Raw genomic sequence first — 24,300 nt, forward strand, 5'->3', positions numbered from 1 at the left:
GAGGTGTGCACCATGACCTCAGCGCCTGCCCCGGCCGCCGACCCCCGGGGCCTCGACCTGCAACGGCTGCGCGGCCATCTGGAGCGCGTGCGCCCGGGGCTCCTGGCCGGGCCGCTGCGCGGCCGGCTGATCGAGGGCGGCCGCTCGAACCTCACGTACGAGGTGGGCGACGGGACCGGCCGCTGGGTGGTGCGCCGCCCACCGCTCGGGCACGTCCTGGCCACCGCACACGACATGCGCCGCGAGCACCGGGTCATCGAGGCACTGCACGGCACGGCCGTCCCGGTGCCCGAACCCGTCCTGTTGTGCGAGGACGATGGGGTGCTGGGGGCCCCGTTCTACGTCATGGAGTTCGTGGACGGGGTACCGTACCGCACCGCCGGGAAGCTGGCCGCGCTCGGGCCCGGGCGGACCCGGCAGGTGGTGCTGGGCCTGGTGGACACCCTGGTCGACCTGCACGCGGTGGACCCCCACGAGGTCGGCCTCGGCGACTTCGGCCGGCCCGAGGGCTTCCTGGACCGGCAGCTGCGCCGCTGGGCCAAGCAGCTGGCGGCCTCCCGGGGCCGGGACCTCGCCGGCATCGACGAGCTGCACGGGGCGCTCGGCCGCGCCCTGCCCCGCTCCCCCGCCGCCACCGTGGTGCACGGGGACTACCGGCTCGACAACGTGCTGGTCGGCGGGCCCGGGGACACCGTCCGGGCGGTGCTGGACTGGGAGATGTCCACCCTCGGCGATCCGCTGACCGACCTCGGACTGCTGGTGATGTACAGCTCCGACCTGGGGCTCACCGACTCGCCCGTCAGCACGACGAGCGCCGCGCCCGGCCATCCGGCGCCGGCCGAGCTGATCGAGCGCTACACCGCCCGCTCCGGCCGGGACACCGGGGAGATCGCCTGGTACACGGCCTTCGCCTGGTTCAAGCTCGCCGTGATCCTGGAGGGCATCCACTACCGCTGGACCCTCGGACAGACGGTGGGCGAGGGCTTCGACCGGATCGGCGAACTGGTCCCGGTCTTCATCGAACACGGTCTGACGACCCTCCAGGAAGGCTGAGGCACCCCGCCATGGATTTCGCATTCGACGCCCGGACCGAGGAACTCCGCGAGCAGCTCCTCGCGTTCATGGAGGAGTACGTGTACCCGGCGGAGCCCGTCGCCGCCGAGCAGCGCGCGCGGCTGGCCTCGCCCTGGGACACCCCGGCCGTGTTCGGAGAGCTGAAGGCCGAGGCGCGCCGCCGCGGTCTGTGGAACCTCTTCCTGCCCGACCCGCGCTACGGCGCCGGCCTCGGCAACCTCCAGTACGCCCCGCTCGCCGAGATCACCGGCCGTAGCCCGCACCTGGCCCCGACGGCGACCAACTGCGCCGCCCCGGACACCGGGAACATGGAACTGCTCGCGCAGTTCGGCAGCGAGGAGCAGCGCAAGCAGTGGCTGGAGCCGCTGCTGGAAGGGGAGATCCGGTCCGCGTTCGCGATGACCGAGCCCGAGGTGGCCTCCTCGGACGCCACCAACATCGAGACCCGGATCGAGCGCTCCGCGAGCGGGGACGCGTACGTGGTCACCGGGCGCAAGTGGTTCATCTCCGGCGCCATGAACCCGGACTGCCGGGTGTTCATCGTGATGGGCAAGACCGATCCCGACGGGGCCGATCCGCGCCGCCAGCAGTCGATGGTCCTGGTCCCGCGCGACACCCCGGGCGTCGAGGTCCGCCGGGCGATGACCGTGTACGGGTACGAGGACCACGACCACGGCGGGCACGCCGAGGTGGTCTTCGACGGGGCCCGGGTGCCCGCCGCGAACCTGATCGGCGGGGAGGGCGCCGGCTTCGCGATCGCCCAGGCCCGGCTGGGCCCCGGCCGGATCCACCACTGCATGCGCCTGATCGGCATGGCGGAGCGGGCGATCGAGCTGATGTGCCGGCGCGCAGTGGGGCGTACGGCCTTCGGGAAGGAGCTGGCCGCGCAGGGGGTCGTGCAGAACTGGATCGCGGACGCCCGGGTCACGGTGGAGCAGCTGCGGCTGCTGGTGCTGAAGACGGCCTGGCTGATGGACACGGTCGGCAACCGCGGGGCGCACACCGAGATCCAGGCCATCAAGATCGCCACCCCGCGTGCGGTGGTGCGCATCCTGGACGACGCGGTGCAGCTCCACGGTGCGGGCGGGGTGAGCCAGGACTTCCCGCTGGCCGAGCTGTGGGCGGCGGCGCGGACGCTGCGGCTCGCGGACGGACCGGACGAGGTGCACCAGCGCTCGCTGGCGCACCGGGAGCTGAAGCAGTACCGCTGACCCGGGCGGTTCCGGGCGGTGCCGCCGGCCCGGGTGGCTCCGGGCAACGGGCCGGTCCCGCCGGCCCGGGCGGCTCCGGGCAACGGGCCGGTCCCGCCGGCCCGGGCGGCTCCGGGCGGCGGGCCGGTCCCGCCGCTACACCGCTACGGGCGCAGGGCGCGCAGCAGGAGGTCGGCGAGGTGGTCGGCGACCTGCTGCGGGGTGAGCGGGCCGTCCGCCCGGTACCAGGTGGACAGGTGGTGGACGGAGCCGAAGTGGTAGTCCACCACCAGGTCGGCGGGGGTGGCGGTGGAGAACACGCCGGTGCGCTGGCCCTCCTCGATCAGGGCGCGGAAGCGCTCGTGGTAGCGGCGGCGCTCGGCCCGCACCTGCTTGTGCTTCTCCGGGCTGAGCTGGTGCATCGACCGGAAGAAGATCATCGCGTCGTCGAGGTTCTCGATGGTGGTGACCACGACGTCGGCCGCGGCGGTGCGCAGCCGTTCCTCGACGGGGGCGTCGGAGTCGGCCACCGCGTCGAGGCGCTGCTGCTGGAGGCGCAACATCCGCGCGTACACCTCGTGCAGCAGGTCGTCCTTGGAGCCGAAGTAGTGGTAGAGGGCGCCCTTGGTGACCCCGGCCGCCTCGACGATCTCCTGGACGGAGGTGCGGTCGTAGCCGCGTTCGGCGAAGAGCCGCGTGGCCACGGCCAGCAGCCGTTGCGGCACCGGGGTCTCGTGGGTGCCCGCGGGCTCCGTCGTCCTGGCAGCCATGGCGCTGGCCCTCCCTTTCTGTTCCGCGGGTGCTGCGACCGGTGCGGCCGGCGCAGCCGACTGTACGACCGTCCGACCGTTTTCAGCCACGGTCGCGCAGCTCCCGTCGCAGGATCTTGCCACTCGTCGTCTTCGGCAGGGCGGGCAGGATCTCCACCTGCCGCGGGTACTTGTACGCGGCCATGCGGGCGGCGCAGTGGGCGGCCAGTTCCGCCGGCCCGGCCGAGGCTCCGGGGCGCAGGCTCACGTACGCCTTGACGGTCTCCCCGCGGTACGGGTCCGGGACACCGACGACGGCGGCCTCGCGGACCGCGGGGTGGGCGTAGAGGACGTCCTCGACCTCGCGCGGCCAGACCTTGAAGCCGGAGGCGTTGATCATGTCCTTCTTGCGGTCGACGACGTAGAGCCAGCCGTCCCGGTCCATGAACCCGACGTCCCCGGTGCGAAGTTCCCCGCCCGGGAAGGCGCGGGCGGTCTGCTCCGGCAGGCCCCAGTAGCCGGACGCGACCTGCGGGCCGCGGACGGCGATCTCCCCGGTCTCGCCGAGGGGCACCTCGGCGCCCCGGTCGTCGAGGATGCGGACGGCGGTGTCGGCGCCGGGCAGGCCGACGGCGAGGGTGCCGGAGGCGGGGTCGACGGGGGCTTCGAGGTGCGCGGGGACGGCGGCGACGGCGGCGGTGGACTCGGTGAGGCCGTATCCGTTGCGCAGGTGGAGACCGTAGGCGGTGCGCAGCCGGGCGACCAGGGCCGGCGGGAGCGGGGCGCCGCCGGAGGAGGTCACCCGGAACGAGGCGAAGTGGTCCGGGGTGGCGGCGGGGTGGGCGGCCAGGGCCATGAACGCCGTGGCGGGGCCGATGGTGTAGGCGGGGCGGTGTTCGAGGAAGGCGTCGAGGACGGCGCCCGCGTCGAAGCGGTGGGCGAGGACGAGGGTGCCGGCGTTGAGGAAGCAGGCGGCGAGTTCGCAGACCATGCCGGTGATGTGGAAGAGCGGGGCGAGGGCGAAGTAGCCGGAGCCCTCGGCGATCGGATGGCCACTGACCTGCCGCCGGGCGTTGTGGGTGAGGGCGCCGTGCGGGTTCATCGCCCCTTTGGGGGTGCCGCTGGTCCCGGAGGTGTAGCTGATGAGGGCGGTGTCGGCGGCGGTGAGCCCGGGGTCGGGCGGGGCCGGGTGGCCCCGGCGGGCGACGGCGGCGAGGTCGGCGGCGTCGGGGGCCTGGGGCTGCCGCCCGGGTCGCAGGACGCGTACGTCGTCGCGGGTCTGGAAGTCCAGCTCGGAGGCGGTCAGGGTGGTCCGTACGGCGGTCCCGGCGGTGGCGCGGCGCAGGTGGGCCGGCCAGGCCAGGTCGTCGCAGATCAGCGCCGCGGCCCCGGAGTCGCGCAGGATGTGCCGGGCCTCGGCCTCCTTGTACATGGGGTTGAGGGGGACCACGACGGCCCCGGCCTTCCAGGCGGCGAGGACGGCCAGCGCGAAGTGCGGGGTGTTCTGGAGCAGCACGGCGACCCGGTCGCCGCGGCCGATGCCGTGGGCCGCGAGGTACCCGGCGACGGAGTCGGAGAGCGCGTCCGCCTCCGCGTAGCCGATGCGGCCGTCGAAGTAGGCGAGCGCGGTCCGCCCGGGGGTGCGGGCGGCGGCGGCCCGGAAGGCGTGCAGCACGGTGGGCGGCGCGTCCACGGGGTCGCGCTGGGCCGGGCTGAGGAGGTTCAGCCACGGCTTGGCGGCGTACGGGGAGGGCGCGGCCGGGGGCTGGAGCGGGGCCGAGGCCGGGGGCGAGGGCGGGGCCGAGGCCGGGGGCGGGGCCTGGGTCACCTGCCCTCCCACTTCTGTTGGAGGTGGTTCATGCCGTTCAGCCAGCGGTCGGGGTCGGTGGCGCGCGCGATGTGGAAGTCCGCCACCTCGGGGTGCGGGAGGATCAAGAACCGGCCCTTCTCCATACCGTCGAACAGTGCGTCCGCCACTGCTTCCGGCTCGATCGCGGTCGGCGCGAGGACGAGTTCACCTGCCGAGCCCGCGGCCGTCAGCATGTCGGTGCGGACCCCTTGCGGGCAGATGGCGTGGACCCGGATGCCCCGGTGGCGGTAGGTCAGCGAGAGCCACTCCGCGAAGGCGAGCGCACCGTGCTTGGTGACACTGTACGGGGCCGCCCCGATCATGGTGAGCAGCCCGGCGGCCGAAACGGTGGACACGAAGCGTCCGCTCCCGCGCTCCAGCCACTGCGGGAGCAGGATCCGGGCGGCCCGGACGTGCGCCATGACGTTGGTGTCCCAGGCCGCCTCCCACACGGCCTCGTCGGCGAAGGCGTCGCCGCCCGAGGCGAGGCCCGCGTTCGCGCAGTAGATGTCCACCTCCCCGCCGAGCGCCTCGCGCGCCTCGGCGGCGACCGCGGAGGCGTCACCGGGGAGCGCGATCGCGCGGGCGCCGATCTCGCCGGCCACGGAGGCGGCCCCGGCGGCGTCGAGGTCGTTGACGACGACGGTGGCGCCCTCGGCGGCGAAGCGGCGGGCGAGAGCGGCACCGATGCCGCCGCCTGCGCCGGTGACGACGACTCGCTGGTCCTGGTACGGGCTCGCGCTCACGCTCACGGGGTTCACCTTTCCTGTGCGGCCGGGGGCCGGGTGCCGGGACGCCCGGCAGACTAACCGGTCGGTATGGCAGGGTGGAAGGGGGCCGGGGCCTAGCGTGGCGGGATGACGCTGAGGCTGTCGCTGTCGCGACGGGGGTTGCTGGGAGTGGCGGGGAAAGCGGGCGCGGCCGGGGCCCTGGGGGCCGCGGGGGTGGTCGGGGCTGCCGGGGCCGCAAGGGGCGTTGCGGGCGCGGCAGATGGGGCGGATGCCGGGAAGGCGGCCGGCCGGGTGCGGACGGGCTTCGAGGTGCTGGCCGCGGACGGCTACGCCGTACTCGACGGGCAGCGGGTCGGAGTGGTCACCAACCCCACCGGCATCACCGCTGACGCCCGTCACCTGGTCGACGTCCTGCACGCCGACGCGCGGGTCCGGCTGGTCGCGGTGTTCGGGCCCGAGCACGGGTTCCGCGGGACCGCGCAGGCGGGCGGCTCGGAGGGGGCCGGTCGGGACCCGGCGACGGGGCTGCCGGTGTACGACACGTACGGCAAGAGCGGGCAGCAGCTGGCGGACGTGTTCACGGCGGCGGGCGTCGACACCGTGGTCTTCGACATCCAGGACGCGGGGGCGCGCTTCTACACCTACATCTGGACCCTGTACGACTGCATGCGGGCTGCCGCGCTGGCCGGGAAGGCCGTCGTGGTGCTGGACCGGCCCAACCCCGTGGGCGGGCGGCGGGCCGCGGGGCCCGTACTGGACCGGGCCCACGCGAGCTTCGTGGGCCGGGAGCCGATCGCGCTGGCGCACGGGATGACGGCGGCCGAGCTGGCGGCGCTGTTCAACGGCGAGTTCCTGGCGGCGAAGCCGGTCAGATTGCGGACGGTGCCGATGACCGGCTGGCGGCGGGACTCCTTCTTCGACGGGACCGGGTTGCCCTGGGTGCCGCCGAGCCCGAACATGCCGACGCCGGACACGGCGCTCGCGTACGCCGGCACCTGCCTGTTCGAGGGCACCAACCTGTCCGAGGGGCGCGGGACGGCCACGCCCTTCGAGGTGGTGGGCGCGGAGGGCATCGACCGGCGGTGGGCGGAGGCGGCCGACGCGCTGGGGCTGCCCGGTGTGTGGTTCCGGGAGGCGTACTTCACGCCGACGTTCTCCAAGTTCGCCGGGAAGTTGTGCGGCGGGGTCCGGCTGATCGTGCACGACCGGGAGGCGTTCGATCCGGTCCGGGCGGGGATCGGGCTGCTGGTGACGGCGCGCCGGTCGTGGAGCGGGTTCGCCTGGCGGTCGGACCACTGGATCGACCGGCTGACCGGATCGGACCGGGTCCGGCTGCTGGTGGACGCGGGCGCGGGGGTGGACGAGATCGCGGCGGACTGGGCGGCGGGGCTGGCGGCGTTCGCGGCGGTGCGGGAGCGGTACCTGCTGTATCCGTAGGCGCCGGATCCGTGGGTGCAGGGGTCTGGCCGGGTGGGGGCCGCAGCAGGATGCTGTACGCCACGGCACGGCGGGCAGGTACGGCACCGGTGGAGCGCGGCGCGGAGGGGGAACCCATGGCGGCGGGAACGGGCGGGGCGGCAGGTACCGTCGGGGCGGCGGGGGCGGCCGGGGTAGCGGGGGCCGCCGGGATCGGCGTCGGTCCGTATGCGGAACTGACCTTCGACGCCGAGGGCGACGCGGACGGGGCCGCGGTGCGGGCGGTGGCGGCCCTGGAGGCCACGGACCTGCTGGTCTTCGCGCACGGCTGGAACAGTGACCGGACCACCTCGACCCGCCTGTACGACCGCTTCTTCGCGCCCTTCCCGGGGCTGGTGGGGCCGGGGGTACGGCCGGGGTACGTGGGCGTCGTCTGGCCCTCGATCCGTTTCGCGGACGAGCCGATCCCGGACTTCGACCCGCCCGGCGCACTCACCGGGCCCGGCCACGGGACGGCATTGGAACCCGCCACCCGGGAGGCGCTCGCGGCGTTCTGGCCGGGCAGGGGCGCGGAGCTGGACCGGATCGCCGGACTGCTGGAGGAGCGGCCCGGATCGGCGGAGGCCCTCGCCGAATTCGGTGCGCTGGTACGGGACCTGGTGGACCTCGGAGCGGCGGGCGGCGGGGAGGACGGCGGAGGTAGGGGCGACGGCGCAGGCAGGGAGGACGGCGGAGGTAGGGGCGACGGCGGAGGCGCCGGTGCCGCGGGGGCGGTTCCCGCCATCTTCGCCGAGGACGTGGAGACGGCGTGCCTGGCGCTGGCCGACGGGCTCGCCGAGGCGGGCGGGCCCGCGGCCGAGGACCCCGCCGGGGCCGCGCCCGCCGTCGGCGGGCCCCCGCGCGGGCTGTGGCGGGGGGCCAAGGAACTGCTGCGGCAGGCCACGTACTACCAGATGAAGAAGCGGGCCGGAGTCGTCGGCGAGCGCGGCCTCGGCCCGGTCCTCGCCGAGCTGGCGGGGCGGCGGCCGGGCCTGCGGGTCCATCTGATCGGCCACAGTTTCGGGGCCCGGCTGGTGTCGTTCTCGCTGCGCGCGGTGCCGGACGGCGCCCGGTACGTGAAGTCCGTGACGCTGCTCCAAGGAGCCTTCTCCCAGTACGCGTTCGCCGACCGCCTCCCCCACGACGCAGGGCGTGGCGGTGCTCTGCGCGGCCTGCAGCACCGGGTCGACGGGCCGGTGGTGGCATGCCATTCCGCACACGATGCGGCGCTCAAGGTCTTCTACCCGCTGGCCTCCCGGATGGCAGGGGATTCGGCCGGTCTGCTGGGCTTCGACCACCGCTGGGGCGCGGTCGGGTACGACGGGGTGCGGGCGGTGCCGGGCGTGCCGCGGCTGACCCTGGACGCGGCCCTGCGCGAGGGCGTCCCGGCGGCCGGTTGCGTCAGTGTGGACACGGCGTCCGTGGTGCGGCGGGGCGGGCCGCCGTCGGGGGCGCACAGCGACATCTGCCACGCGGAACTGGCCCGGGTCGTGGTGGCTGCGGGGCGCATGGGGCGCTGAGTTCCGGCCATGTGCCACCCGTACGCCTCGACCGCCCCCGCATGCGCCCGCACCCGACCGGGCATGTTGGGCACATCTCACGGTGCGTCGTCGTGCGACCGAGCACGACGCCGCGGTGTGGACTTGGGCGCGCGAGGCGGAGGTGAAGGTGTGATGGCAGGTTTCCGGAGCCTGGCCTACCAGGTGCGGGATGCGCGCAACGACCGTGCCTTGCGGCGCCATTCGCTGCGCCGGTGCCTGGAGCGGTTCGCACCGTACGGGCACCGGGCGACGTGGTGGCACCTGTGCGACCGGCACGGGATCGCCCCGGAGGACCGGGCGGCGGATCCGCAGCGGCTGGTGGCGGCCCTGGAGGAGCTGGAGGAGGCGCGGGCGGTCTGGCTGGAGTACGAGCGGCAGTTCGCGGAGCGGCGGCGGCGCGAGAAGCACGACGGGCTGCGCCGGCCGGAATGGGCGTGGAACGGCAGCGGGGACGCGGTGGTCCGCTGCGCCGACCCGGGGGTGCGGCCGGACGGCACCCTGGCCGAGGTGCTGCGGCGGCTGGTCGCGGCCCTGGAGTCGGAGCCGGGGACGGGCTGCCCGGTCTGCGGTGAGCAGGAGCTGCACTGGCCCGCCCCGGTTCCGGGGCCGAGACGGGGGCCCGGACCGGGACGCGCGGCGGGACACGGAACCGGATCGGGGCGTGCCGCGGGGTCCGGGTCCGGGCAGCAGCAACAGCAGCGGGCCGGGAGCCGGGCGGGGCACGGGTCGTGGGAGGGAGCGTGGGCCTGGGACGGCCCGGTCTGCGCGGGCTGCGGGATCGTGGTGCCCAGGCCGGCGCTCGCGGACTCGGCCTGGGCGTCGCCGGCGGACGGGATGCGCGCGTCGGTGTCGGCCTCGGCCGGGGCGGCGTGAGCCTGCGGCTCCAGGTGTCGCTGAACGGTGCGCGCGGCGCCGCCGACGGTGCCGTCGTGCCGCTGTCCCCCGGGGACCTGGCGGGGGCTGCGCTCCAGGCGGTCGCCGCCGGGGCCACGGAGGTGCTGGTGCACCCGCGGACCCCGTGCGGCCGGGAGAGTCTGTCGCCCCGGGTGGTGGGGCCGCTGCTGGAGGCGTTGCGGGGCGCGGGGGTGTCCGTACCGCTTTCGGTGTGCGCGAGCCTCGCCGCCGAGCCTGATCCGGCGGGTCGGCTGGAGCGGGTCCGGTCCTGGACGGTGCTCCCGCAGCGGGCCAGCGTGCACTTCGCGGAGCCGGGGGCGGCGGCGCTGGCCGGGGCGCTGCTGGCGCGGGGCGTGGCGGTGGACGCGGTGGTCGTGGGGGGCGCGGTGCCCGAGGAGGGTGCCGCGGGCCACGCGGCCGATGCTGTGGGTGCTGTGGGTGCTGGTGGTGCTGTGGGTGTGGGTGGTGCCGTGGGTGCGGGCGGCGCCGTCGGGGTGGCCGGACTCGGGCTGCTGGCGCGGTTCCTCGCCTCTCGGGGGCCGGAGCCGGCGGGTGCCGCGCGGGTCCGGCCCGCGGTGGAGGTGGCAGTGGTGCCCGCGGCAGCCGATCCGGCTGCGCTGGTGGGGCTGGTGGCTGCGCTGCGCCGGCCCGCGGCGGGGCCCGTGCTGCTGTACGGGCGGGAGGCCGCGGCCTGGCCGGTGCTGCGGATGGCCGTGCGCTGGGGCGCGGACGCGCGGATCGGCCTGGGCGACGTACTGCGACTGCCCGACGGGCGGCCGGCCGGCTCGAACGCCGCGCTGGTGGCGGCGGCGCAGGAGGCTGCCGGCGCTGGGGCCGCGGGCCGCCGGGCCGATACCGATGGGGCTGGAGATGGCGGTGGGGCCGGCGGTGGCGGTGCTACAGCCGCGAGCCGGTGAGCCGTTCACCGAAGACGTCGTCCGGGTTGGACAGGGCGCAGGTCTTCAGGGACAGGCAGCCGCAGCCGATGCAGTCCGTCAAATGATCGCGCAGCCTCTCCAGTTGAGTGATCCGCTGTTCGAGCTCGCTGCGCCACATGTCCGAGAGCCGGGCCCAGTCCTCCCTGGTGGGCGTGCGCTCCTCGGGCAGCTCGGCGAGTGCGTCACGGATCGCGGCGAGGGGGATGCCGACCCGCTGGGCGGCGCGCACGAAGGCCACCCGGCGCAGGGCGTCGCGGCTGTAGCGGCGCTGGTTGCCGGAGGTGCGGCGGCTGCTGATCAGGCCCTTGGTCTCGTAGAAGTGGAGCGCGGAGACGGCCGCGCCGCTGCGGGCGGACAGCTGGCCGACGGTGAGTTCATGGATTTTCTCGGGAATCTGCGGCACGAGGCCGAGGGTAGTCGGCCCTGCCGGAATCCGTTGACAGATACATGCGGTCCCCGCATGCTGAGCAAGCGCTTATTCGTCCTGGGAGAGGGAGAGGCATGGCCGAGCCGAAGATCTTCACGTCCGCCGAGGAACTGCGCGCCGGAATCGGCCGTCCGCTCGGTCCGAGCGGATGGCTGGAGGTGGACCAGAAGCGGATCGACCTGTTCGCCGACGCCACCGGGGACCACCAGTGGATCCACGTGGACCCGGAGCGGGCCGCGTCCGGACCCTTCGGCTCCACGATCGCGCACGGCTATCTGACGCTGTCGCTGCTGCCGAGCCTCGTGCCGCAGATCATGCGGGTCGAGGGCATGCGGATGGGCATCAACTACGGCACGGACAAGGTCCGCTTCCCGGCGCCGGTGCCAGTCGGCTCCCGGCTGCGTGCCACCGCCGTGATCACCGACGTGACCGAGGCGGGCGGCGGCGTACAGGTCGCGGCGACGGTCACGGTCGAGCGCGAGGGCGGCGACAAGCCGGTGTGCGTGGCCCAGTCGGTGTCGCGGTACTACTTCTGAGGCGGTACGGCTTCGGAGGCCGGCCGTACTACTTCGGAGGCCGGCCGTACTATTTCGGAGCGGGCGCCGCGGCCGCGCCCACCATGCGCAGGACGAGGCCGGCGTAGAGCTCGCCGACCTCCTCCGGCGTGCGGCGGCCGGCGGCGTTGAACCAGCGGGCCACGTCGATGCACAAGGACAGGACGGCGAGCGTGGTGCCGGGGATGTCCGGAACCTGGAACTCCCCCGCCGCCACGCCGTCGGTGAGGATCCGGCGCACCACGGCATCGCTCTGCCGGCGCAGTGCCACGATTTCGGAGCGGTGCTCCGGAGCGAGGGCTTCGAGCTCGTACTGGACCACGCGCGCGGTGGTGTGGTGCGCCGCGTGCCACAGCACGAAGGACCGAACGGCCGCACCGAGCCGGTCGGCCGCGGATCCCGGGCCGGCGGCCGCGGTCTCCAGGATGTCGAGCGCCTTGTCGTGGCCGATCCGGCTGATCCGGTGGAGCAGCTCTTCCTTCGTCTTGTAGTGGATGTAGAGCGCGGCGGGGCTCATGCCGGCCCGCCCGGCGATGTCACGCGTGGTGGTGGCGTGGTAGCCGCGCTCGGCGAACGCCTCGACGGCGGCGATCAGCAGCCGCCGCGCGGCGTCGGGGGTGACCTCCGACCACGGCCGGTAGCCGCCCGTCGTCTCCGCCGCGCTGTCCATCGCTCGCCCACCTTCTCGTCACTGTCGGAAGGAATACCTTACCGGAGGGTGAGCAAGCGCTTAGCGCCTTGTGGTGAGCGACGGGCGGGCCGAGGGGCCGGGCCCGGAAGGGCCGGCGGGGTCAGAAGGCGGAGACCCCGGTGCGGGCGCGGCCGATCAACAGCTTCTGTATCTGGCTGGTCCCCTCGTACAGGGTCATCACGCGGGCGTCGCGCAGCAGCTTGCCCGCCGGGTACTCGTCGATGTAACCGTAACCGCCGTGCACCTGGAGGGCGTTGCCGGCGGCGCGCACGGCCGCCTCGGAGGCGAAGAGCTTGGCGGTGGACGCCTCGGTGGCGAAGGGCCGGCCGCGGTCGATCAGGTCGGCCACCCGCCAGGTCAGCAGGCGGGCCGCGTCCACGTCCACCGAGATGTCGGCGATCAGCTCCTGGACGAGCTGGTGGTGGGCGATGGGCCTGCCGAACTGCTCGCGGCCGGCCGCGTACGAGACGGCCGCGTCCAGTGCCGCCTGGGCGATGCCGACGCACCCGGCGGCGACCGACATCCTCCCCTTGGCCAGGGCGGACATCGCCACCGAGAAGCCCTTGCCCTCCGGGCCGAGCATCGCGGAGGCGGGAACGCGGACCCGGTCGAGGACGAGTTCGGCCGTGGCCTGGCCGCGCAGCCCGAGCTTGCCGTGGATCTCGCGGCGGGCGAAGCCGGGGGTGTCGGTGGGGACGAGGAAGGCGGAGATCCCGCGGTGGCCGGGCCGCCCGCCCGTGCGGGCGAAGACCAGGGCGAGGTCGGCCCAGGTGCCGTTGGTGATGAACATCTTGCTGCCGGTGAGGACGTACGCGTCCCCCTCGCGTTCGGCACGGGTGGTCAGGGCGGCGGCGTCGGAGCCGGTGCCGGGCTCGGTCAGGCCGAAGCAGCCGAGCGCGTCGCCGGAGCAGAGACGGGGCAGCCAGGCGCGCTTCTGCTCCTCGGTCCCCCAAGCGGCGAGGGTCTTGGCGACCAGGCCGAGGGAGACGGAGACGATGCCGCGCACGGCGGAGTCGCCACGGCCGAGTTCCTCGGTGACGAGCACGTAGGCGAGGTGGTCCCCGCCGGAGCCGCCGTACTCCTCGGGGACGGTCAGGCCGAGGAAGCCGAGGGCGCCGAGCTTCTTCACGATGGCCCGGTCCACGCTCTCGGCGCGGTCCCACTCGGCGGCGTACGGGGCCACCTCACGGGTCGTGAACTCGCGGGCGAGGCTGCGCACCGCGGCCTGCTCCGCGCTGAGCTCAAGGTTCACCGGGCACCTCCGGGGGTGGTGGGTGGGGCGGCGGCAGCATCGGAGCGCGGCAGGCCGCCGAGCCTTTAACTAGCAGCGGTAGTTTCGGGTGGGCAGGCCCTACTATGTGGCGCATGGCCAGACCGCGCAAGCCCCTGCTCAGCCGCGACCGCATCGTGGAGGCGGCGGGCGCCCTGGTGGACGCGGAGGGGCTGGAGGCCGTCTCCACGCGCCGGCTGGCGGCCGCACTGGGCGTCAGCGGCCCCTCCCTGTACAACCACTTCCGCACCAAGGACGAGATCCTGGACGCGGTGGCCGACGCGGTGAGCGCGCGGGTCGACCTGTCGGCGTTCGAGGGCCCGGCGGGGGTCGGCCCGCACTGGCGGGAGGCGCTGCGGGCGTGGGCGCACTCGTACCGGGACGCGCTGGCCGACCACCCCAACATCGTGCCGGTACTGGCGCGCGGCCCGGGGCGACGCCCGGCGGGGCTGCGGCTGGCGGACGCGGTGTTCGGGGCCATGACGGCAGCCGGTTGGCCGCCCGCGCAGGCGACGCGGATCGGGGCTCTGATGCGGTACTTCATCCTGGGCTCGGCGATGGGGTCCTTCGCCCGGGGTTTCGTGGACGACGAGGCCGCGTACGACCCGGCGGACTACCCCCACCTGGGCCAGGCCCATCTGCTGGCCGAGCGGCAGCGCGAGGTGGACGAGGGCGCGTTCGAAACGGGCCTGACCGCCCTGCTGGACGGCCTGGCCCTGCAGTACGAGGCCCTGACCGCGCGGCAGGCGGACTGACGCGCGACCGGGCCGGGACGTCGCCGCCGCGGCCGGAAGACCGCGGCCGGAAGACGACGGCGGCGGTCTTGCGGCGGCGATCTTGCGGCGGCGGTCTAGAACACGATGAGGGAGCGGCCGCCCTTGCCGGCCAGCATCGCGTCGAAGGCGCCGGGGATGCCGTCGAGGGTGATCCGGTCGGTGACCATCGAACCCAGGTCCAGGCGACCGGCGCGGACGTGCTCGGCCAGCACCGGCAGGTCGCGGGCCGGGTCACTGTTCCCGTAGACGCAGCCGGTGAGGGTGCGGGCGAAGTGGAACATCTCCAGGGCATGGAAGGTGACCTGCTGCTCCTTGCCGCCGATGCCGACGACGGTGGTGCGGCCGCCGCGGCGGGTGGACTCCCAGGCCGCACGGATGGATTCCGCCCGGCCCACGCACTCCACGGCGACGTCCGCGCCCTGCCCGCCGGTGAACCCCCGGATCTCCTTGGCGGTGGCGTCGGAGGCGAGGACGAACTCGGTGGCTCCGGCCGCGCGGGCCAGCTCCTCCTTGGCCGGGGAGACGTCGACGGCCACGACCGGGCCCGCGCCGGCGATCCGCGCGGCCTGCAGGGCGGCGAGGCCGACGCCGCCGACCCCGAAGACGGCGACGGACTCGCCGGCCCGCACCCGGGCACTGTGGTGGACGGCGCCGTATCCGGTGAGCACCGCACAGCCGAGCAGGGCGGCCTCGGCGAGCGGGATCCCGGCGGGTGCGGGCAGCACGCAGTTGGCCGCGACGACGGTCTCCTCGGCGAACGCCGCCACGTTGAGCCCCGGGTGCAGCGGCGTGCCCCCGGCGTCCTGGGCGTAGACGGCGCCCACCCCGGTGAGGGCCTTCGCGCAGAGCCAGACCTCGCCGATCGAGCAGTGGTGGCACTCCCCGCAGGACGGGGACCAGTTGAGCACCACGTCGTCGCCGGGTGCCACATGGGTGACCCCCTCGCCCACGGCGATGACCGTGCCCGCGCCCTCGTGGCCGAGGACGGCGGGGACGGGGACGCGCATGGTGCCGTTGGTGAGGGAGAGGTCAGAGTGGCAGACCCCTGCTGCGGCGAGCCTCACCCGGACCTGCCCCGGACCGGGATCGGGCAGCACGATCTCCCGTATCTCCAGGGGGGCTCCGACGGCGGGCAGGATGGCGGCGCGGACCATGGTCGATTCCGTCTCTCGGGCTCGGAGGTGGGGCGGGTGGCGGGCGGGAGCCGGCGGGTCAGAACTGCAGGGACTTGGTCTGGAGGTACTCCGCCAGACCGTGCGGGCCGAGCTCGCGCCCCACACCGGACTGCTTGTAACCGCCGAACGGCGCGAGCAGGTTGAAGCGGCCGCCGTTGATGTCCACCTGGCCGGTGTCCATGCGGCGGGCGAAGGCGACCGCGGTCTCCTCGTCCGCCGCCCAGACGGCGCCGCCGAGTCCGTACACGGTGCCGTTGGCGATGCGCAGGGCGTCGTCCTGGTTCTCGTACGGGAGGATCGACAGCACCGGGCCGAAGATCTCTTCCTGGGCGATGGTCATCTCGGGCGTGACGTCGGCGAAGACGGTCGGGGCGATGTAGTACCCGCCCTCGTGCGGCGCGTCCGTGCCACCGGCGACGAGGCGGGCGCCCTCCTCGATGCCCTTGGCGATGTATCCGCGTACGCGGTCGCGCTGCTTGGCGTTGACCACCGGGCCGAGGCGGGTGCCCGGTTCGCGGGGGTCGCCGCAGGGGTACGTGGCGACGGCGGCGGCGGCGAGCGAGACCGCCTCCTCGTACTGGTCGCGGTGGACGAGCATCCGCGTGAGCGCGTTGCAGCTCTGGCCGGAGTTGTTCATGACGTGGCCCACACCCGCCGCTACGGCCTTGGCCAGGTCGGCCCCGGGCAGGATGACGTTGGCCGACTTGCCGCCGAGCTCGAGGGCGACGCGCTTGACGGCGGCACCGGCCACGGCACCGATCTGCTTGCCGACCGCGGTGGAGCCGGTGAAGGAGACGAGATCGACCCCTTCGTGCGCGGCCAGCGCCTGCCCGGCGACCGGGCCGGCCCCGGTCACCAGGTTGAACACGCCGGCCGGGATGCCCGCCTCGTGCACGGCTTCGGCGAAGAGCTGTGCGGTCAGCGGGGTGTCCTCGGCCGGCTTGAGGACGAGGGTGCAGCCGGCGGCGAGAGCGGGCGCCACCTTGGCAACGATCTGGTGCAGCGGGTAGTTCCAGGGCGTGATGGCCCCGACGACTCCGACCGGCTCCAGCAGCACCGTCGAGTTCCCGATCCGCTCCTCGAAGGCGTACGAGGCCCCCAGCTCGGCGAAGGAGGAGGCGACCGCGATCGGCGCCCCGACGTGGACCATCTCGGAGAAGCCCACCGGGGCGCCGAGCTCGGCGGTGACGATCTCGGTGAACTCGGCCTTGCGGGCGACCAGTACGTCGCGCAGGGCCCCGATCAGGGCCGCGCGCTCGGCCGGGGGCGTGGCCGCCCAGCCGGGGAGGGCCGCACGGGCGGCCCGTACGGCCGCGTCCACGTCCTCGGCGGTGCCCGCCGGGACCCCGCCGATGATCTGCTCGTCGGCGGGGTTGACGACCTCGATCCGGTCGCGACCGGCCGCGGGCCGCCATTCGCCGGCGATGTACATCCCGTCGTGGGCCTTCATGCCATTCCTCCCGAGCACGCACGAGCGCGTAGAACCTGACCTCGCGTGGACACCCTACAAACCGGCGTCGGCGGATTTCCGGGCGCCGGGCTCGGACCCGGTCAGATGATGCCGAAAAGCATCCCCGCCCCGAGGACGACGAGGGAGGTGAGCGCCGCCCATTTCACGGTGAAGCGGGTGTGGTCGCCGAACTCGACCTTGGCCATGCCGACGAGGACGTAGACGGCCGGAACCAGCGGGCTGGACATGTGCAGGGCCTGGCCGACAAGGGAGGCACGGGCGATCTCCAGCGGGGAGACGCCGTGCGCGGCGCCGGCCTCGGCGAGGACGGGCAGCACGCCGAAGTAGAAGCCGTCGTTGGACATGAAGTAGGTGAGCGGCAGGCTGAGCAGACCGGTCACCAGGGCCATGTGCGGGCCCATGCCCTCGGGGACGGCGTCGACGAGCCAGTCGGCCATGTGCTTGACCATGCCGGTGCCGCTGAGGACGCCGGTGAAGACGGCGGCCGCGAAGACCATGCCGGCGACGTTCAGGACGTTGTCCGCATGGGCGGCGATCCGGGCCTTCTGGTCGGGCATGTGCGGGAAGTTGACGGTGAGGGCGAGGGCTGCGCCGAGGAGGAAGAGCACCGGGATGGGCAGCAGCTCCATGATCATCGCGGTGAGGAGAGCGATGGTGAGGCCGGCGTTGAACCAGTAGAGACGGGGGCGGAGGGTCGGCCGGAGGGGGTCGAGCCCCTGGAAGCCGCCGTCCTGCGGCCCGTCGGCGGCCGCGGTGTCGCCGCCGGAACCGGGGGTGGTGGCGGGCCCGGGGCCGTCGGCGGCCCCGGAGCCCGGACCGGGGTCGGCACCGGCACCGGCACCGGCACCGGCACCGGCACCGGCATGAGCGTGGGTATGGGTGTGGGTGTCGGTCCGGGCGTCTCCGGATCCCTTGCCGACGGCGACCAGGTGCTGCCCCGCCGCGTCGGCGTCGGCGCGCTCCGCGTCGGCGTCGGCGTCGGCGCGCTCCGCGTCGCCGGGGATCACCAGCGTGCCGACCCGGCGGCGTTCCTTCAGCCCGAGGACGTAGGCGAGGACGAACACGCAGAGCAGGCCGACCGCCAGGGCGGGGATCATCGGCACGAAGATGTCGGCGGCGTCGAGCTTGAGGGCAGTGGCGGCCCGTGCCGTGGGGCCGCCCCAGGGCAGGGTGTTCATGACGCCGTTGGCGGTGGCGGCGACGCCCGTCATGACCACGAGGCTGAGGCCGAGCCGCTTGTAGAGGGGGTACATGGCCGAGACGGTGATCATGAAGGTGGTCGAGCCGTCACCGTCGAGGGAGACGATCGCGGCGAGGACCGCGGTGCCGACCACGACGCGCAGGGGATCGGCCTTGCAGAAGCGCAGGATGCCGCGCACGATCGGGTCGAACAGGCCGACGTCGATCATCAGGCCGAAGTAGACGATGGCGAACATCAGCATGGCGGCGGTCGGCGCGAGTTTGCCGACGCCTTCGATGACGTAGTCGCCGAGGTGGGCGCCCTTGCCTGCGAACACGCAGAAGAGCGCGGGGATGAGGACGAGCGCCGCGATGGGCGACATTTTCTTCATCATGATCAGGACCAGGAAGGTGGCGATCATGGCGAAGCCGAGGAAGGTCAGCATGCAGGGAACGTAGGGGGCGCCTCCGGAGCCCAACAAGACGTCCACGTGTGAGCAATACGAGCAAAACCCCAGCTCAGGGCAGGGGCGTGAGGTCGACGGGGAACCCGTTGAGGACAGCCGTGCCGGACAGCGGGTCGAGCAGGGTGCCGTCGAGGAGCTGGTTGACGTTGGCGCCGGGCGCTGCGGCGGCCACGGACAGGCGGGCGCCGTCGCGGTCGTGTCCCCAGCCGTGCGGGAGGCTCACCACGCCCGTGCGGACGGTGTCGGTCACCTCGACCGGGACCTCCAGGCTGCCGCCGTCGGCGGTGAGCAGGGCGCGGCCGCCCTCGGTGAGGCCGAGCCGCTCGGCGTCCAGGGGATTCACCTGGAGCGTGCAGCGGTTGGAACCTCCGGTGAGGGCCGGGACGTTGTGCAACCAGCTGTTGTTCGACCGCAGGTGGCGGCGGCCCACGAGCACCAGGGCGGCGGGGCGTTCGGTGAGCGCCGCGCGCAGTCGGGGCAGCTCGGCCGCGATCGGGGCGGGCAGCAGCTCGATCCTGCCGCTGCGCGTCTTCAGCACGCCCGGGAGCCGGGGGCGCAGCGGGCCCAGATCGATGCCGTGCGGGTGCGCGAGCAGCTGCTCCAGGCCCAGCCCCTCGCCGGGCAGCCCCTCGTTACCCGACCCCTCGCTGCCCGACCCCTCGTTGCCCGGCCGTTCGCCAGGGGCTGCCCCGACCCCCGTGGAGACATCTCCCGCGATGCCGAACAGGTCGCCGTACGGCCCGAGTCGGAGCATCAGGTCGAGCCGCCGCTCGGCGCCGCTCTGCCCGGTGAGCAGCCCGGCGAGGCGCGCCGGGTCCTGCCCGTGCAGCGGTGAGTGCCGGTCGGCGGTCTCCTGGGCGAGAGCGGCCAGGATGACCGGCTCGTCGACCGCGGCAGCGGCGTCGGGGACGGTGGCACCGTGCAGGCCTGCGACGGCGAGGACGAGGCGGGCGTGGATCTCGCACTCGTCGAGCAGTCCTGCCCCCAGCGGGACGGCGGCGCGGGTGTAGCGGGCCTGGTTGCGGATGGCGAAGCCGTTGAAGGCGAAGTCGTGGTGCGCGCTCTGCGAGGGCGGCGGGGGCGGCAGCACGACGTGGGCGTGGCACGAGGTTTCGTTCAGGTACGGGTCGACGCTGACCATGAAGTCGAGCCCGGCCAGGGCCGCGTCGAGGCGCCGCCCGTCGGGGGCGGACAGGACCGGGTTCGCGGCGATGGCGACCACGGCTCGGATCCTGCCCTCCCCCGGCGTTTCGATCTCCTCGGCCAGGGCGGCGATGGGCAGTTCGGACTTGGCCTCGGGGTGGCCGCTGACCCGGCTGTGCCAGCGGCCCACGGCGAAGCCCTTGCCGGGGCCCGCGGGGCGGGGCCGCGGGCCGGCGGCCGGGAGCGGGAAGAGGGCGCCACCCGGCCGGTCCAGGTTGCCGGTCAGGATGTTGAGTACGTCGACGAGCCAGCTGGCGAGGGTGCCGTACGCGACGGTGCAACTGCCGATCCGCCCGTACACGGCGGCGGTGGGCGCGGCCGCCAGCTCGCGGGCGAGGGTGCGGATCTCGGTGGCCGTGAGGTCGCAGGCGGGCGCGACGGCCTCGGGGGGAAAACTCCCGAGCGCGTCGGCGAGTTCCCCGAGGCCGAGGAGGTGTTCCCCGAGGGCACCGGGGGCGGCGAGCCGCTCGGCGAGCAGCGTGTGCGCCAGGGCCGCCAGGAGCAGGGCGTCGCTGCCGGGGCGGGGCGCGAGGTGGCGGTCGGCGAGGCGGGCGGTGCGGGTGCGGCGCGGGTCCACGACGACGAGGGTGCCCCCGCGGGCACGCAGGGCCTTGAGCCGGCCGGGGAAGTCGGGGGCGGTGCAGAGGGAGCCGTTGGACTCGACGGGGTTGGCGCCGATGAGGAGCAGGAAGTCGGTGCGGTCGAGGTCGGGAACCGGGATGGCGAAGGGGTCGCCGAAGAGGAGCCCGCTGGAGACGTGCTTGGGCATCTGGTCGAGGGTGCTGGCGGTGAAGAGGTTGCGGGTGCCGAGGGCTTTGAGGAGCAGGGGCGGGTAGAGGGCGCCGGCCATGGTGTGGACGTTCGGGTTGCCGAGGACGACGCCGACGGACTGGGCCCCGTACTCCTGCACGAGGGCCGGAAGTGCGGTGGCGACGGCCTCGAAGGCCTCGTCCCAGCCGGCTTCGCGGAGCCGTCCGCCGCGGCGGAGGAGAGGGGTGCGCAGCCGGTCGGGGTCGGAGTCGAGCGCGCCGAAGGCCGCTCCCTTGGGGCAGATGAAGCCGCGGCTGAAGACGTCGTCGCGGTCCCCGCGGGCGCCGGTGACGGCGGCCCCGTCGATGGTGAGGGTGAGGCCGCAGGTGGCTTCGCAGAGGGGGCAGATGCGCAGGGCGGTGCGGGGCATGGGCCCTCCAGGGGCGTCAGGCTGCGGCACGGGCACGCGGGAGCACCGAGCATACCGACCGGTAGGCAGGTCGGGGAGATCCGCGCGGGCGGAAGTCCCGGACGGCCCGCCGGGGCGCGTCGACGGGTTCAGTCCAGGACGCGCGCGAGGTAGGCGTGCATCATGGCGCGGATCTCCGCCACGATCGCCGGATCACCGGCCGGGTCGGCCCGGAAGGCCAGCTTGGTCAGTGCGTCCGTGGCCTCGACGGCGACGAGGACGGCCCGTTCCAAGTCCGGGTCCGGGCTCAGGCCCAGGTGGCCGCCGAGGAGTTCCGTGAGGCGTACGGAGACCAGCCGGTTGGGGTCGGCGGCGGGGCCCTCCTCGGGCGGGGCGGGCACGCCGAAGTCGACGAGCGCGAAACCCGGGACGGTCCGTTTCATGGCCAGGTACTCGTCGAGTACGGCGTCGACGACCGGCCGCCAGTCGTCGGCCGGGAGGTCGGCGAGGAGCTCCGCGATGGTGTCGGTGTAGCGGTCCAGGTTGCGGTGGGCGAGAGCGATGGCCATGGCGCGCTTGTTGCCGAAGAAGCGGTAGACCGAGCCGATCGGAACGCCGGCGCGCAGGGCCACGGTCCGGGTGCTGAGGTTCTCGTACCCGGTCTCGTCGAGGAGTTCGGCGCAGGCGTCGAGGATCCGGGCGAGCCGTTCGGCGCTGCGCTGCTGGACGGGCGTACGGCGCAAGGGGTGGGTGGGCGGCACGGGGTCCATCATGCCGCTCCGGGCGCGTGGTTTCAGCCGTCGCGCCGGGTGCGGTTCCGCGCGGCCTCAGTTCAGCAGGAGGCCGATGCCGCCCAGGGTGTACGTGATCATCAGCGCGAGCATGGGGAGCTGTCCGGTCACGGCGCGGTGCGGCGGGAAGAGGCGTACGGCACGGTCGTGGGCGGCGACGACACCGAGGACGTGGCCGGTGACGACGGCGATGAGCTGGAGGGCGGCGAGACCTCCGGATCCCAAGGGGGGCAAGGGATCGGGGCCGTTGTCAGTGCCGAGTGCCATGCTTACCGTGCGTGGTCCTTCGGTCACGAGGAGGGAGAAGTAATGGGCGGTGAGATAGCCGAGCGCGATCGGCACGAGTGAGTGCGCGAAGGCGGTGAGCGGTCCGGGGTGCGGGCCGCTGACCAGGCGGGTGGCCGCCGCGCACAGGCAGTAGAGGGTGGCGACGAGGGCGACGGAAGCGAGCAGTCCGAGGGTGGCCGTGGGGGTGCGGCCCAGGGGGGAGGTCTGGAGGGTGTCGATCCACGCGGGGTGGTCGCTGAAGCCGTCGTAGGCGGTGGAGCCGAGCAGGACGCAGACGGTGGCGACGAGTCCGGGCCGCTCGGGCGTCGCGTCGAGTCCGTGGAAGGGGTTGCGGAGCACGAGACGGCCGTCGTTGCGGCGGCCGAGGGGGGAGAGCCGGGCCAGGAGGGCGGAGTACGCCTCGAAGGCGTCCCCGTCGTCGAACCAGCGCTCGCCGAAGCGGGCGGCGGGCGCGAGGTGGGCGCCGGTGTAGGCGGCGAGGGCGATCAGGAGGGATGTGGTGGATGCGGGATCGGGAGCGGCGAGTTCGAGCCAGGTGAAGCCGAACAGCCCGGCGGCGGCAGGCCATTGGCCGAGCCGGGCGGGGAGGGGGGCGGGCCGGCGCGGAGTCAGCCGCATGCGGTGCAGCAGCCGGTGCAGGGTGCGCAGCGGGTTGAGGAGGCGCCAGACGGGACCGAGGAGAAGGGAGGCCGGTACGAGGCCGACCCAGAAGAGGACGTAGACGGCACCGGGAGCGGGGTTGCGGTCGGGGTCGTCGGGGGCGAGGAGGAGGGAGGCGAGCAGGGCGAGGAAGGCGGCGAGGCCGATCCCGCGGAGGGCGGCGCGGGTCGCGGGCGCGTCGGCGATCCGCTGGGGGCCGGCCGGCAGGGCGAGGCCGGACCGGTCGCCGCGGAACCGGGAGGAGGACCACAGCAGGCCAAGAGCGAGGAAGGAGACGAAGAGTGCGGTGAAGGCGCCGGCGAACGCGTAGAAGGGAGAGATCGGGAGATCGTGCTGGGAGCCGATGCCGTGCGCGAGCGCGGTGAGCCGGTCCGCGGCGGCCGGGTCCGGGACCACGTCCCGGCCGCCGGGGACGGCGCCCGGCCAGGTCACCGCCTGCGGATCCGGAGCCGGAGGCGGGGACAGGGGCGGGGTCATCGGACGAGGAGCTGGGTCAGCACGAGACGGGACTCGTGGGTCTCGACCTCGAACAGGCCCGTGCGGTCGGCCGTCAGGACCAGGGTGGCCTCCTGGCCTGCCGGCAGGGTGAGTTCCTTGTCGTATCCGTGGACGTGCAGGGTGTCCGCGCGGTCACTGGTGACGCGCAGGGCGACGCGCTCGCCGCGCTTGAGCTCGGTGCGGCCGGGGGCGGGCACGACCTTGCCGTCCCGGACGGTGATGGTGACCGTGCGGTCCGCAGGCGCGGGAGCGGATGCGGGCGGGGGCCCGGGCGGGGGTGCCGGGTGACTGTGGCCCCCGGACACGCCCGGGGCGGTGGCGGAGAGCTGGGCGGTGCCCTCGACCGGCTTTCCGGCGATCGCCCAGGCGGTGTGGTCGTCCGCGTAGAGGCGGACGGTGAGGGTGTGCGGGCCTTCGGGCACCTGTGACGCGGGCAGGTGGTACCAGGGGCCGTAGAGACGGGCCAGCTTGCGGCCGTCGAGCTCCAGGTGGGCGTGGCCCGCGCCCGGGAGGGCCGCACCGCCGGCGCTGCCGGGGGTGAACCGGAAGTTCTCCACCGTCAGCTGGAGGTTCCAGCCGTCCTCGGAGTCGGGGTGGGCGGCCATCCGCACCTGGGGCGCGCCCTCGGCGGGGACCTCGCGGAGGCGGTGACCGGTGCCGTCGCGGACGTCGAGCAGCGTCCCGGCGGAGCCGGTGGCCTGCTCGTGGCTGGTGCCGGGCTTGTGGTGGGTCGTGGCCCGGCCTCCGCAGCCCATCACGGCGCTGCCGAGCAGCATCCCGACGGCGAGCAGCACCGCGCGCCGCCGAAACCGGCGCCGAGCCCCCACCGCCGCGGCCCGACCGCCCGCCGACCGCTGCCCGACGCCTGCACCCCGGCCCTGCGCCGCCCCGCCGCCACCGCCCGCCGGCACGGCCCACACGGCCCCGCCGCCCTCTCCTGCCGACTGCCGCAGGGGCTCCGCCCTTCCGCCCTGCTCCTCCGCGCCCGACCGGCCGACCCGTGCCTCCCCGCCCGCGCCCGTGGCCCGGGCGGGACCGCCGAGCCGGCGGTGCCGGCCCGTCCGGCCGACGTCGGGCGGGCCTGACGGGGCTGAGGCCGAGGCGCCGCCAACCGACCTGAGGGGGTCCACACACCGGGGGCGGGCACCCCGGTCGTCCCTCGCGGCGCCCGGAGCGGTTGCGGCAGGGCGGTCGGAGAGTTCGGAGGGGGCTGCGGGGTGGGTGGTCACTGCGGTCTCCTGGGGTCGGGGCGCTTGGGCGGGCCGGGGTG

Annotated in this window: 21 protein-coding genes; 8 read left to right on the forward strand and 13 right to left on the reverse strand. The window is 74.6% G+C overall.

Annotated elements, in window-relative coordinates:
• The first annotated feature begins 12 nt into the window (after positions 1-12).
• Positions 13-1,053 carry a phosphotransferase family protein gene (locus ACFVGY_RS20850; RefSeq protein ID WP_385679465.1) on the forward strand — a complete coding sequence of 347 codons (1,041 nt, stop codon included), beginning with the start codon at positions 13-15 and terminating at the stop codon, positions 1,051-1,053.
• Positions 1,054-1,064: 11 nt separating this feature from the next.
• A complete protein-coding gene (locus ACFVGY_RS20855) occupies positions 1,065-2,285 on the forward strand; it encodes an acyl-CoA dehydrogenase family protein (protein WP_385679467.1) in 1,221 nt (406 codons plus the stop codon).
• A 143-nt stretch (positions 2,286-2,428) separates the two neighbouring features.
• On the opposite strand, the gene ACFVGY_RS20860 is transcribed toward ACFVGY_RS20855, so the two are convergent.
• The 3 genes from ACFVGY_RS20860 to ACFVGY_RS20870 form a co-directional block, all read right to left on the reverse strand.
• Positions 2,429-3,034 carry a TetR/AcrR family transcriptional regulator gene (locus ACFVGY_RS20860; protein WP_385679469.1) on the reverse strand — a complete coding sequence of 202 codons (606 nt, stop codon included), beginning with the start codon at positions 3,032-3,034 and terminating at the stop codon, positions 2,429-2,431.
• An 82-nt stretch (positions 3,035-3,116) separates the two neighbouring features.
• Positions 3,117-4,739 (reverse strand): AMP-binding protein, encoded by a 1,623-nt coding sequence (locus tag ACFVGY_RS20865; protein ID WP_385679559.1) that lies wholly within the window; start codon positions 4,737-4,739, stop codon positions 3,117-3,119.
• Positions 4,740-4,837: 98 nt separating this feature from the next.
• Positions 4,838-5,608, reverse strand: coding sequence for an SDR family oxidoreductase (locus ACFVGY_RS20870; RefSeq protein WP_385679561.1), 771 nt, complete (start codon positions 5,606-5,608; stop codon positions 4,838-4,840).
• A gap of 123 nt (positions 5,609-5,731) precedes the next feature.
• On the opposite strand from ACFVGY_RS20870, the gene ACFVGY_RS20875 reads away from it, so the two are divergent.
• The 4 genes from ACFVGY_RS20875 (at position 5,732) to ACFVGY_RS20890 (ending at position 10,400) form a co-directional block, all read left to right on the forward strand.
• Positions 5,732-7,030 carry an exo-beta-N-acetylmuramidase NamZ domain-containing protein gene (locus ACFVGY_RS20875; protein WP_385679563.1) on the forward strand — a complete coding sequence of 433 codons (1,299 nt, stop codon included), beginning with the start codon at positions 5,732-5,734 and terminating at the stop codon, positions 7,028-7,030.
• 116 nt (positions 7,031-7,146) lie between these two features.
• Positions 7,147-8,568, forward strand: a complete 1,422-nt coding sequence (locus ACFVGY_RS20880; RefSeq protein ID WP_385679471.1) for a serine-threonine protein kinase — start codon at positions 7,147-7,149, stop codon at positions 8,566-8,568.
• A gap of 153 nt (positions 8,569-8,721) precedes the next feature.
• Entirely contained in the window at positions 8,722-9,462 is a 741-nt protein-coding gene (locus tag ACFVGY_RS20885) for a hypothetical protein (RefSeq protein ID WP_385679473.1), read from the forward strand.
• Positions 9,459-10,400 carry a 3-keto-5-aminohexanoate cleavage protein gene (locus ACFVGY_RS20890; protein ID WP_385679475.1) on the forward strand — a complete coding sequence of 314 codons (942 nt, stop codon included), beginning with the start codon at positions 9,459-9,461 and terminating at the stop codon, positions 10,398-10,400. The genes ACFVGY_RS20885 and ACFVGY_RS20890 overlap by 4 nt, the downstream gene beginning before the upstream one ends.
• On the opposite strand, the gene soxR is transcribed toward ACFVGY_RS20890, so the two are convergent.
• Positions 10,381-10,824, reverse strand: a complete 444-nt coding sequence (gene soxR, locus ACFVGY_RS20895) for a redox-sensitive transcriptional activator SoxR (RefSeq protein ID WP_385679477.1) — start codon at positions 10,822-10,824, stop codon at positions 10,381-10,383. The genes ACFVGY_RS20890 and soxR overlap by 20 nt on opposite strands.
• A gap of 98 nt (positions 10,825-10,922) precedes the next feature.
• Here soxR and ACFVGY_RS20900 point away from each other — a divergent pair, with 98 nt between their 5' ends.
• The gene (locus ACFVGY_RS20900) at positions 10,923-11,384 is read left to right on the forward strand and encodes a MaoC family dehydratase (protein ID WP_385679479.1); all 462 of its coding nucleotides are present in this window, start codon (positions 10,923-10,925) and stop codon (positions 11,382-11,384) included.
• Positions 11,385-11,433: 49 nt separating this feature from the next.
• On the opposite strand, the gene ACFVGY_RS20905 is transcribed toward ACFVGY_RS20900, so the two are convergent.
• The gene (locus ACFVGY_RS20905; RefSeq protein WP_385679481.1) at positions 11,434-12,072 is read right to left on the reverse strand and encodes a TetR/AcrR family transcriptional regulator; all 639 of its coding nucleotides are present in this window, start codon (positions 12,070-12,072) and stop codon (positions 11,434-11,436) included.
• A 121-nt stretch (positions 12,073-12,193) separates the two neighbouring features.
• The gene (locus ACFVGY_RS20910) at positions 12,194-13,345 is read right to left on the reverse strand and encodes an acyl-CoA dehydrogenase family protein (RefSeq protein ID WP_385679483.1); all 1,152 of its coding nucleotides are present in this window, start codon (positions 13,343-13,345) and stop codon (positions 12,194-12,196) included.
• A 104-nt stretch (positions 13,346-13,449) separates the two neighbouring features.
• Here ACFVGY_RS20910 and ACFVGY_RS20915 point away from each other — a divergent pair, with 104 nt between their 5' ends.
• Positions 13,450-14,118 (forward strand): TetR/AcrR family transcriptional regulator, encoded by a 669-nt coding sequence (locus ACFVGY_RS20915; RefSeq protein WP_385679485.1) that lies wholly within the window; start codon positions 13,450-13,452, stop codon positions 14,116-14,118.
• A gap of 95 nt (positions 14,119-14,213) precedes the next feature.
• Here ACFVGY_RS20915 and ACFVGY_RS20920 read toward each other — a convergent pair whose 3' ends face one another.
• The 7 genes from ACFVGY_RS20920 to ACFVGY_RS20950 form a co-directional block, all read right to left on the reverse strand.
• Positions 14,214-15,293 carry a Zn-dependent alcohol dehydrogenase gene (locus ACFVGY_RS20920; RefSeq protein WP_385679487.1) on the reverse strand — a complete coding sequence of 360 codons (1,080 nt, stop codon included), beginning with the start codon at positions 15,291-15,293 and terminating at the stop codon, positions 14,214-14,216.
• 58 nt (positions 15,294-15,351) lie between these two features.
• Positions 15,352-16,764, reverse strand: coding sequence for an aldehyde dehydrogenase family protein (locus ACFVGY_RS20925; protein ID WP_385679489.1), 1,413 nt, complete (start codon positions 16,762-16,764; stop codon positions 15,352-15,354).
• Positions 16,765-16,865: 101 nt separating this feature from the next.
• The gene (locus ACFVGY_RS20930) at positions 16,866-18,410 is read right to left on the reverse strand and encodes a CitMHS family transporter (protein ID WP_385679491.1); all 1,545 of its coding nucleotides are present in this window, start codon (positions 18,408-18,410) and stop codon (positions 16,866-16,868) included.
• 73 nt (positions 18,411-18,483) lie between these two features.
• On the reverse strand, positions 18,484-20,814 hold the full coding sequence (locus ACFVGY_RS20935) for a molybdopterin-dependent oxidoreductase (RefSeq protein ID WP_385679493.1): 2,331 nt from the start codon (positions 20,812-20,814) through the stop codon (positions 18,484-18,486).
• Positions 20,815-20,942: 128 nt separating this feature from the next.
• Positions 20,943-21,563, reverse strand: coding sequence for a TetR/AcrR family transcriptional regulator (locus ACFVGY_RS20940; RefSeq protein ID WP_385679565.1), 621 nt, complete (start codon positions 21,561-21,563; stop codon positions 20,943-20,945).
• 57 nt (positions 21,564-21,620) lie between these two features.
• Positions 21,621-22,928 (reverse strand): hypothetical protein, encoded by a 1,308-nt coding sequence (locus ACFVGY_RS20945; protein ID WP_385679567.1) that lies wholly within the window; start codon positions 22,926-22,928, stop codon positions 21,621-21,623.
• Between the two features lie 77 nt (positions 22,929-23,005).
• Positions 23,006-23,806, reverse strand: a complete 801-nt coding sequence (locus tag ACFVGY_RS20950; protein WP_385679569.1) for a hypothetical protein — start codon at positions 23,804-23,806, stop codon at positions 23,006-23,008.
• Positions 23,807-24,300 lie beyond the last annotated feature (494 nt).

The organism is Streptomyces sp. NPDC127106 (assembly GCF_042677605.1).
Taxonomy (GTDB): Bacteria; Actinomycetota; Actinomycetes; order Streptomycetales; family Streptomycetaceae; genus Streptomyces.

What these genes read in the sequence shown, in the direction of transcription:
- ACFVGY_RS20925 (WP_385679489.1), bottom strand. Translation starts at nt 16,764, where the DNA reads ATGAAGGCCCACGACGGGATGTACATCGCCGGCGAATGGCGGCCCGCG.
- ACFVGY_RS20905 (WP_385679481.1), bottom strand. Translation starts at nt 12,072, where the DNA reads ATGGACAGCGCGGCGGAGACGACGGGCGGCTACCGGCCGTGGTCGGAG.
- ACFVGY_RS20930 (WP_385679491.1), bottom strand. Translation starts at nt 18,410, where the DNA reads ATGCTGACCTTCCTCGGCTTCGCCATGATCGCCACCTTCCTGGTCCTG.
- ACFVGY_RS20935 (WP_385679493.1), bottom strand. Translation starts at nt 20,814, where the DNA reads ATGCCCCGCACCGCCCTGCGCATCTGCCCCCTCTGCGAAGCCACCTGC.
- ACFVGY_RS20940 (WP_385679565.1), bottom strand. Translation starts at nt 21,563, where the DNA reads ATGGACCCCGTGCCGCCCACCCACCCCTTGCGCCGTACGCCCGTCCAG.
- ACFVGY_RS20860 (WP_385679469.1), bottom strand. Translation starts at nt 3,034, where the DNA reads ATGGCTGCCAGGACGACGGAGCCCGCGGGCACCCACGAGACCCCGGTG.
- ACFVGY_RS20950 (WP_385679569.1), bottom strand. Translation starts at nt 23,806, where the DNA reads ATGCTGCTCGGCAGCGCCGTGATGGGCTGCGGAGGCCGGGCCACGACC.
- ACFVGY_RS20920 (WP_385679487.1), bottom strand. Translation starts at nt 15,293, where the DNA reads ATGGTCCGCGCCGCCATCCTGCCCGCCGTCGGAGCCCCCCTGGAGATA.
- ACFVGY_RS20885 (WP_385679473.1), top strand. Translation starts at nt 8,722, where the DNA reads ATGGCAGGTTTCCGGAGCCTGGCCTACCAGGTGCGGGATGCGCGCAAC.
- ACFVGY_RS20915 (WP_385679485.1), top strand. Translation starts at nt 13,450, where the DNA reads ATGTGGCGCATGGCCAGACCGCGCAAGCCCCTGCTCAGCCGCGACCGC.
- ACFVGY_RS20900 (WP_385679479.1), top strand. Translation starts at nt 10,923, where the DNA reads ATGGCCGAGCCGAAGATCTTCACGTCCGCCGAGGAACTGCGCGCCGGA.
- ACFVGY_RS20855 (WP_385679467.1), top strand. Translation starts at nt 1,065, where the DNA reads ATGGATTTCGCATTCGACGCCCGGACCGAGGAACTCCGCGAGCAGCTC.
- ACFVGY_RS20850 (WP_385679465.1), top strand. Translation starts at nt 13, where the DNA reads ATGACCTCAGCGCCTGCCCCGGCCGCCGACCCCCGGGGCCTCGACCTG.
- ACFVGY_RS20880 (WP_385679471.1), top strand. Translation starts at nt 7,147, where the DNA reads ATGGCGGCGGGAACGGGCGGGGCGGCAGGTACCGTCGGGGCGGCGGGG.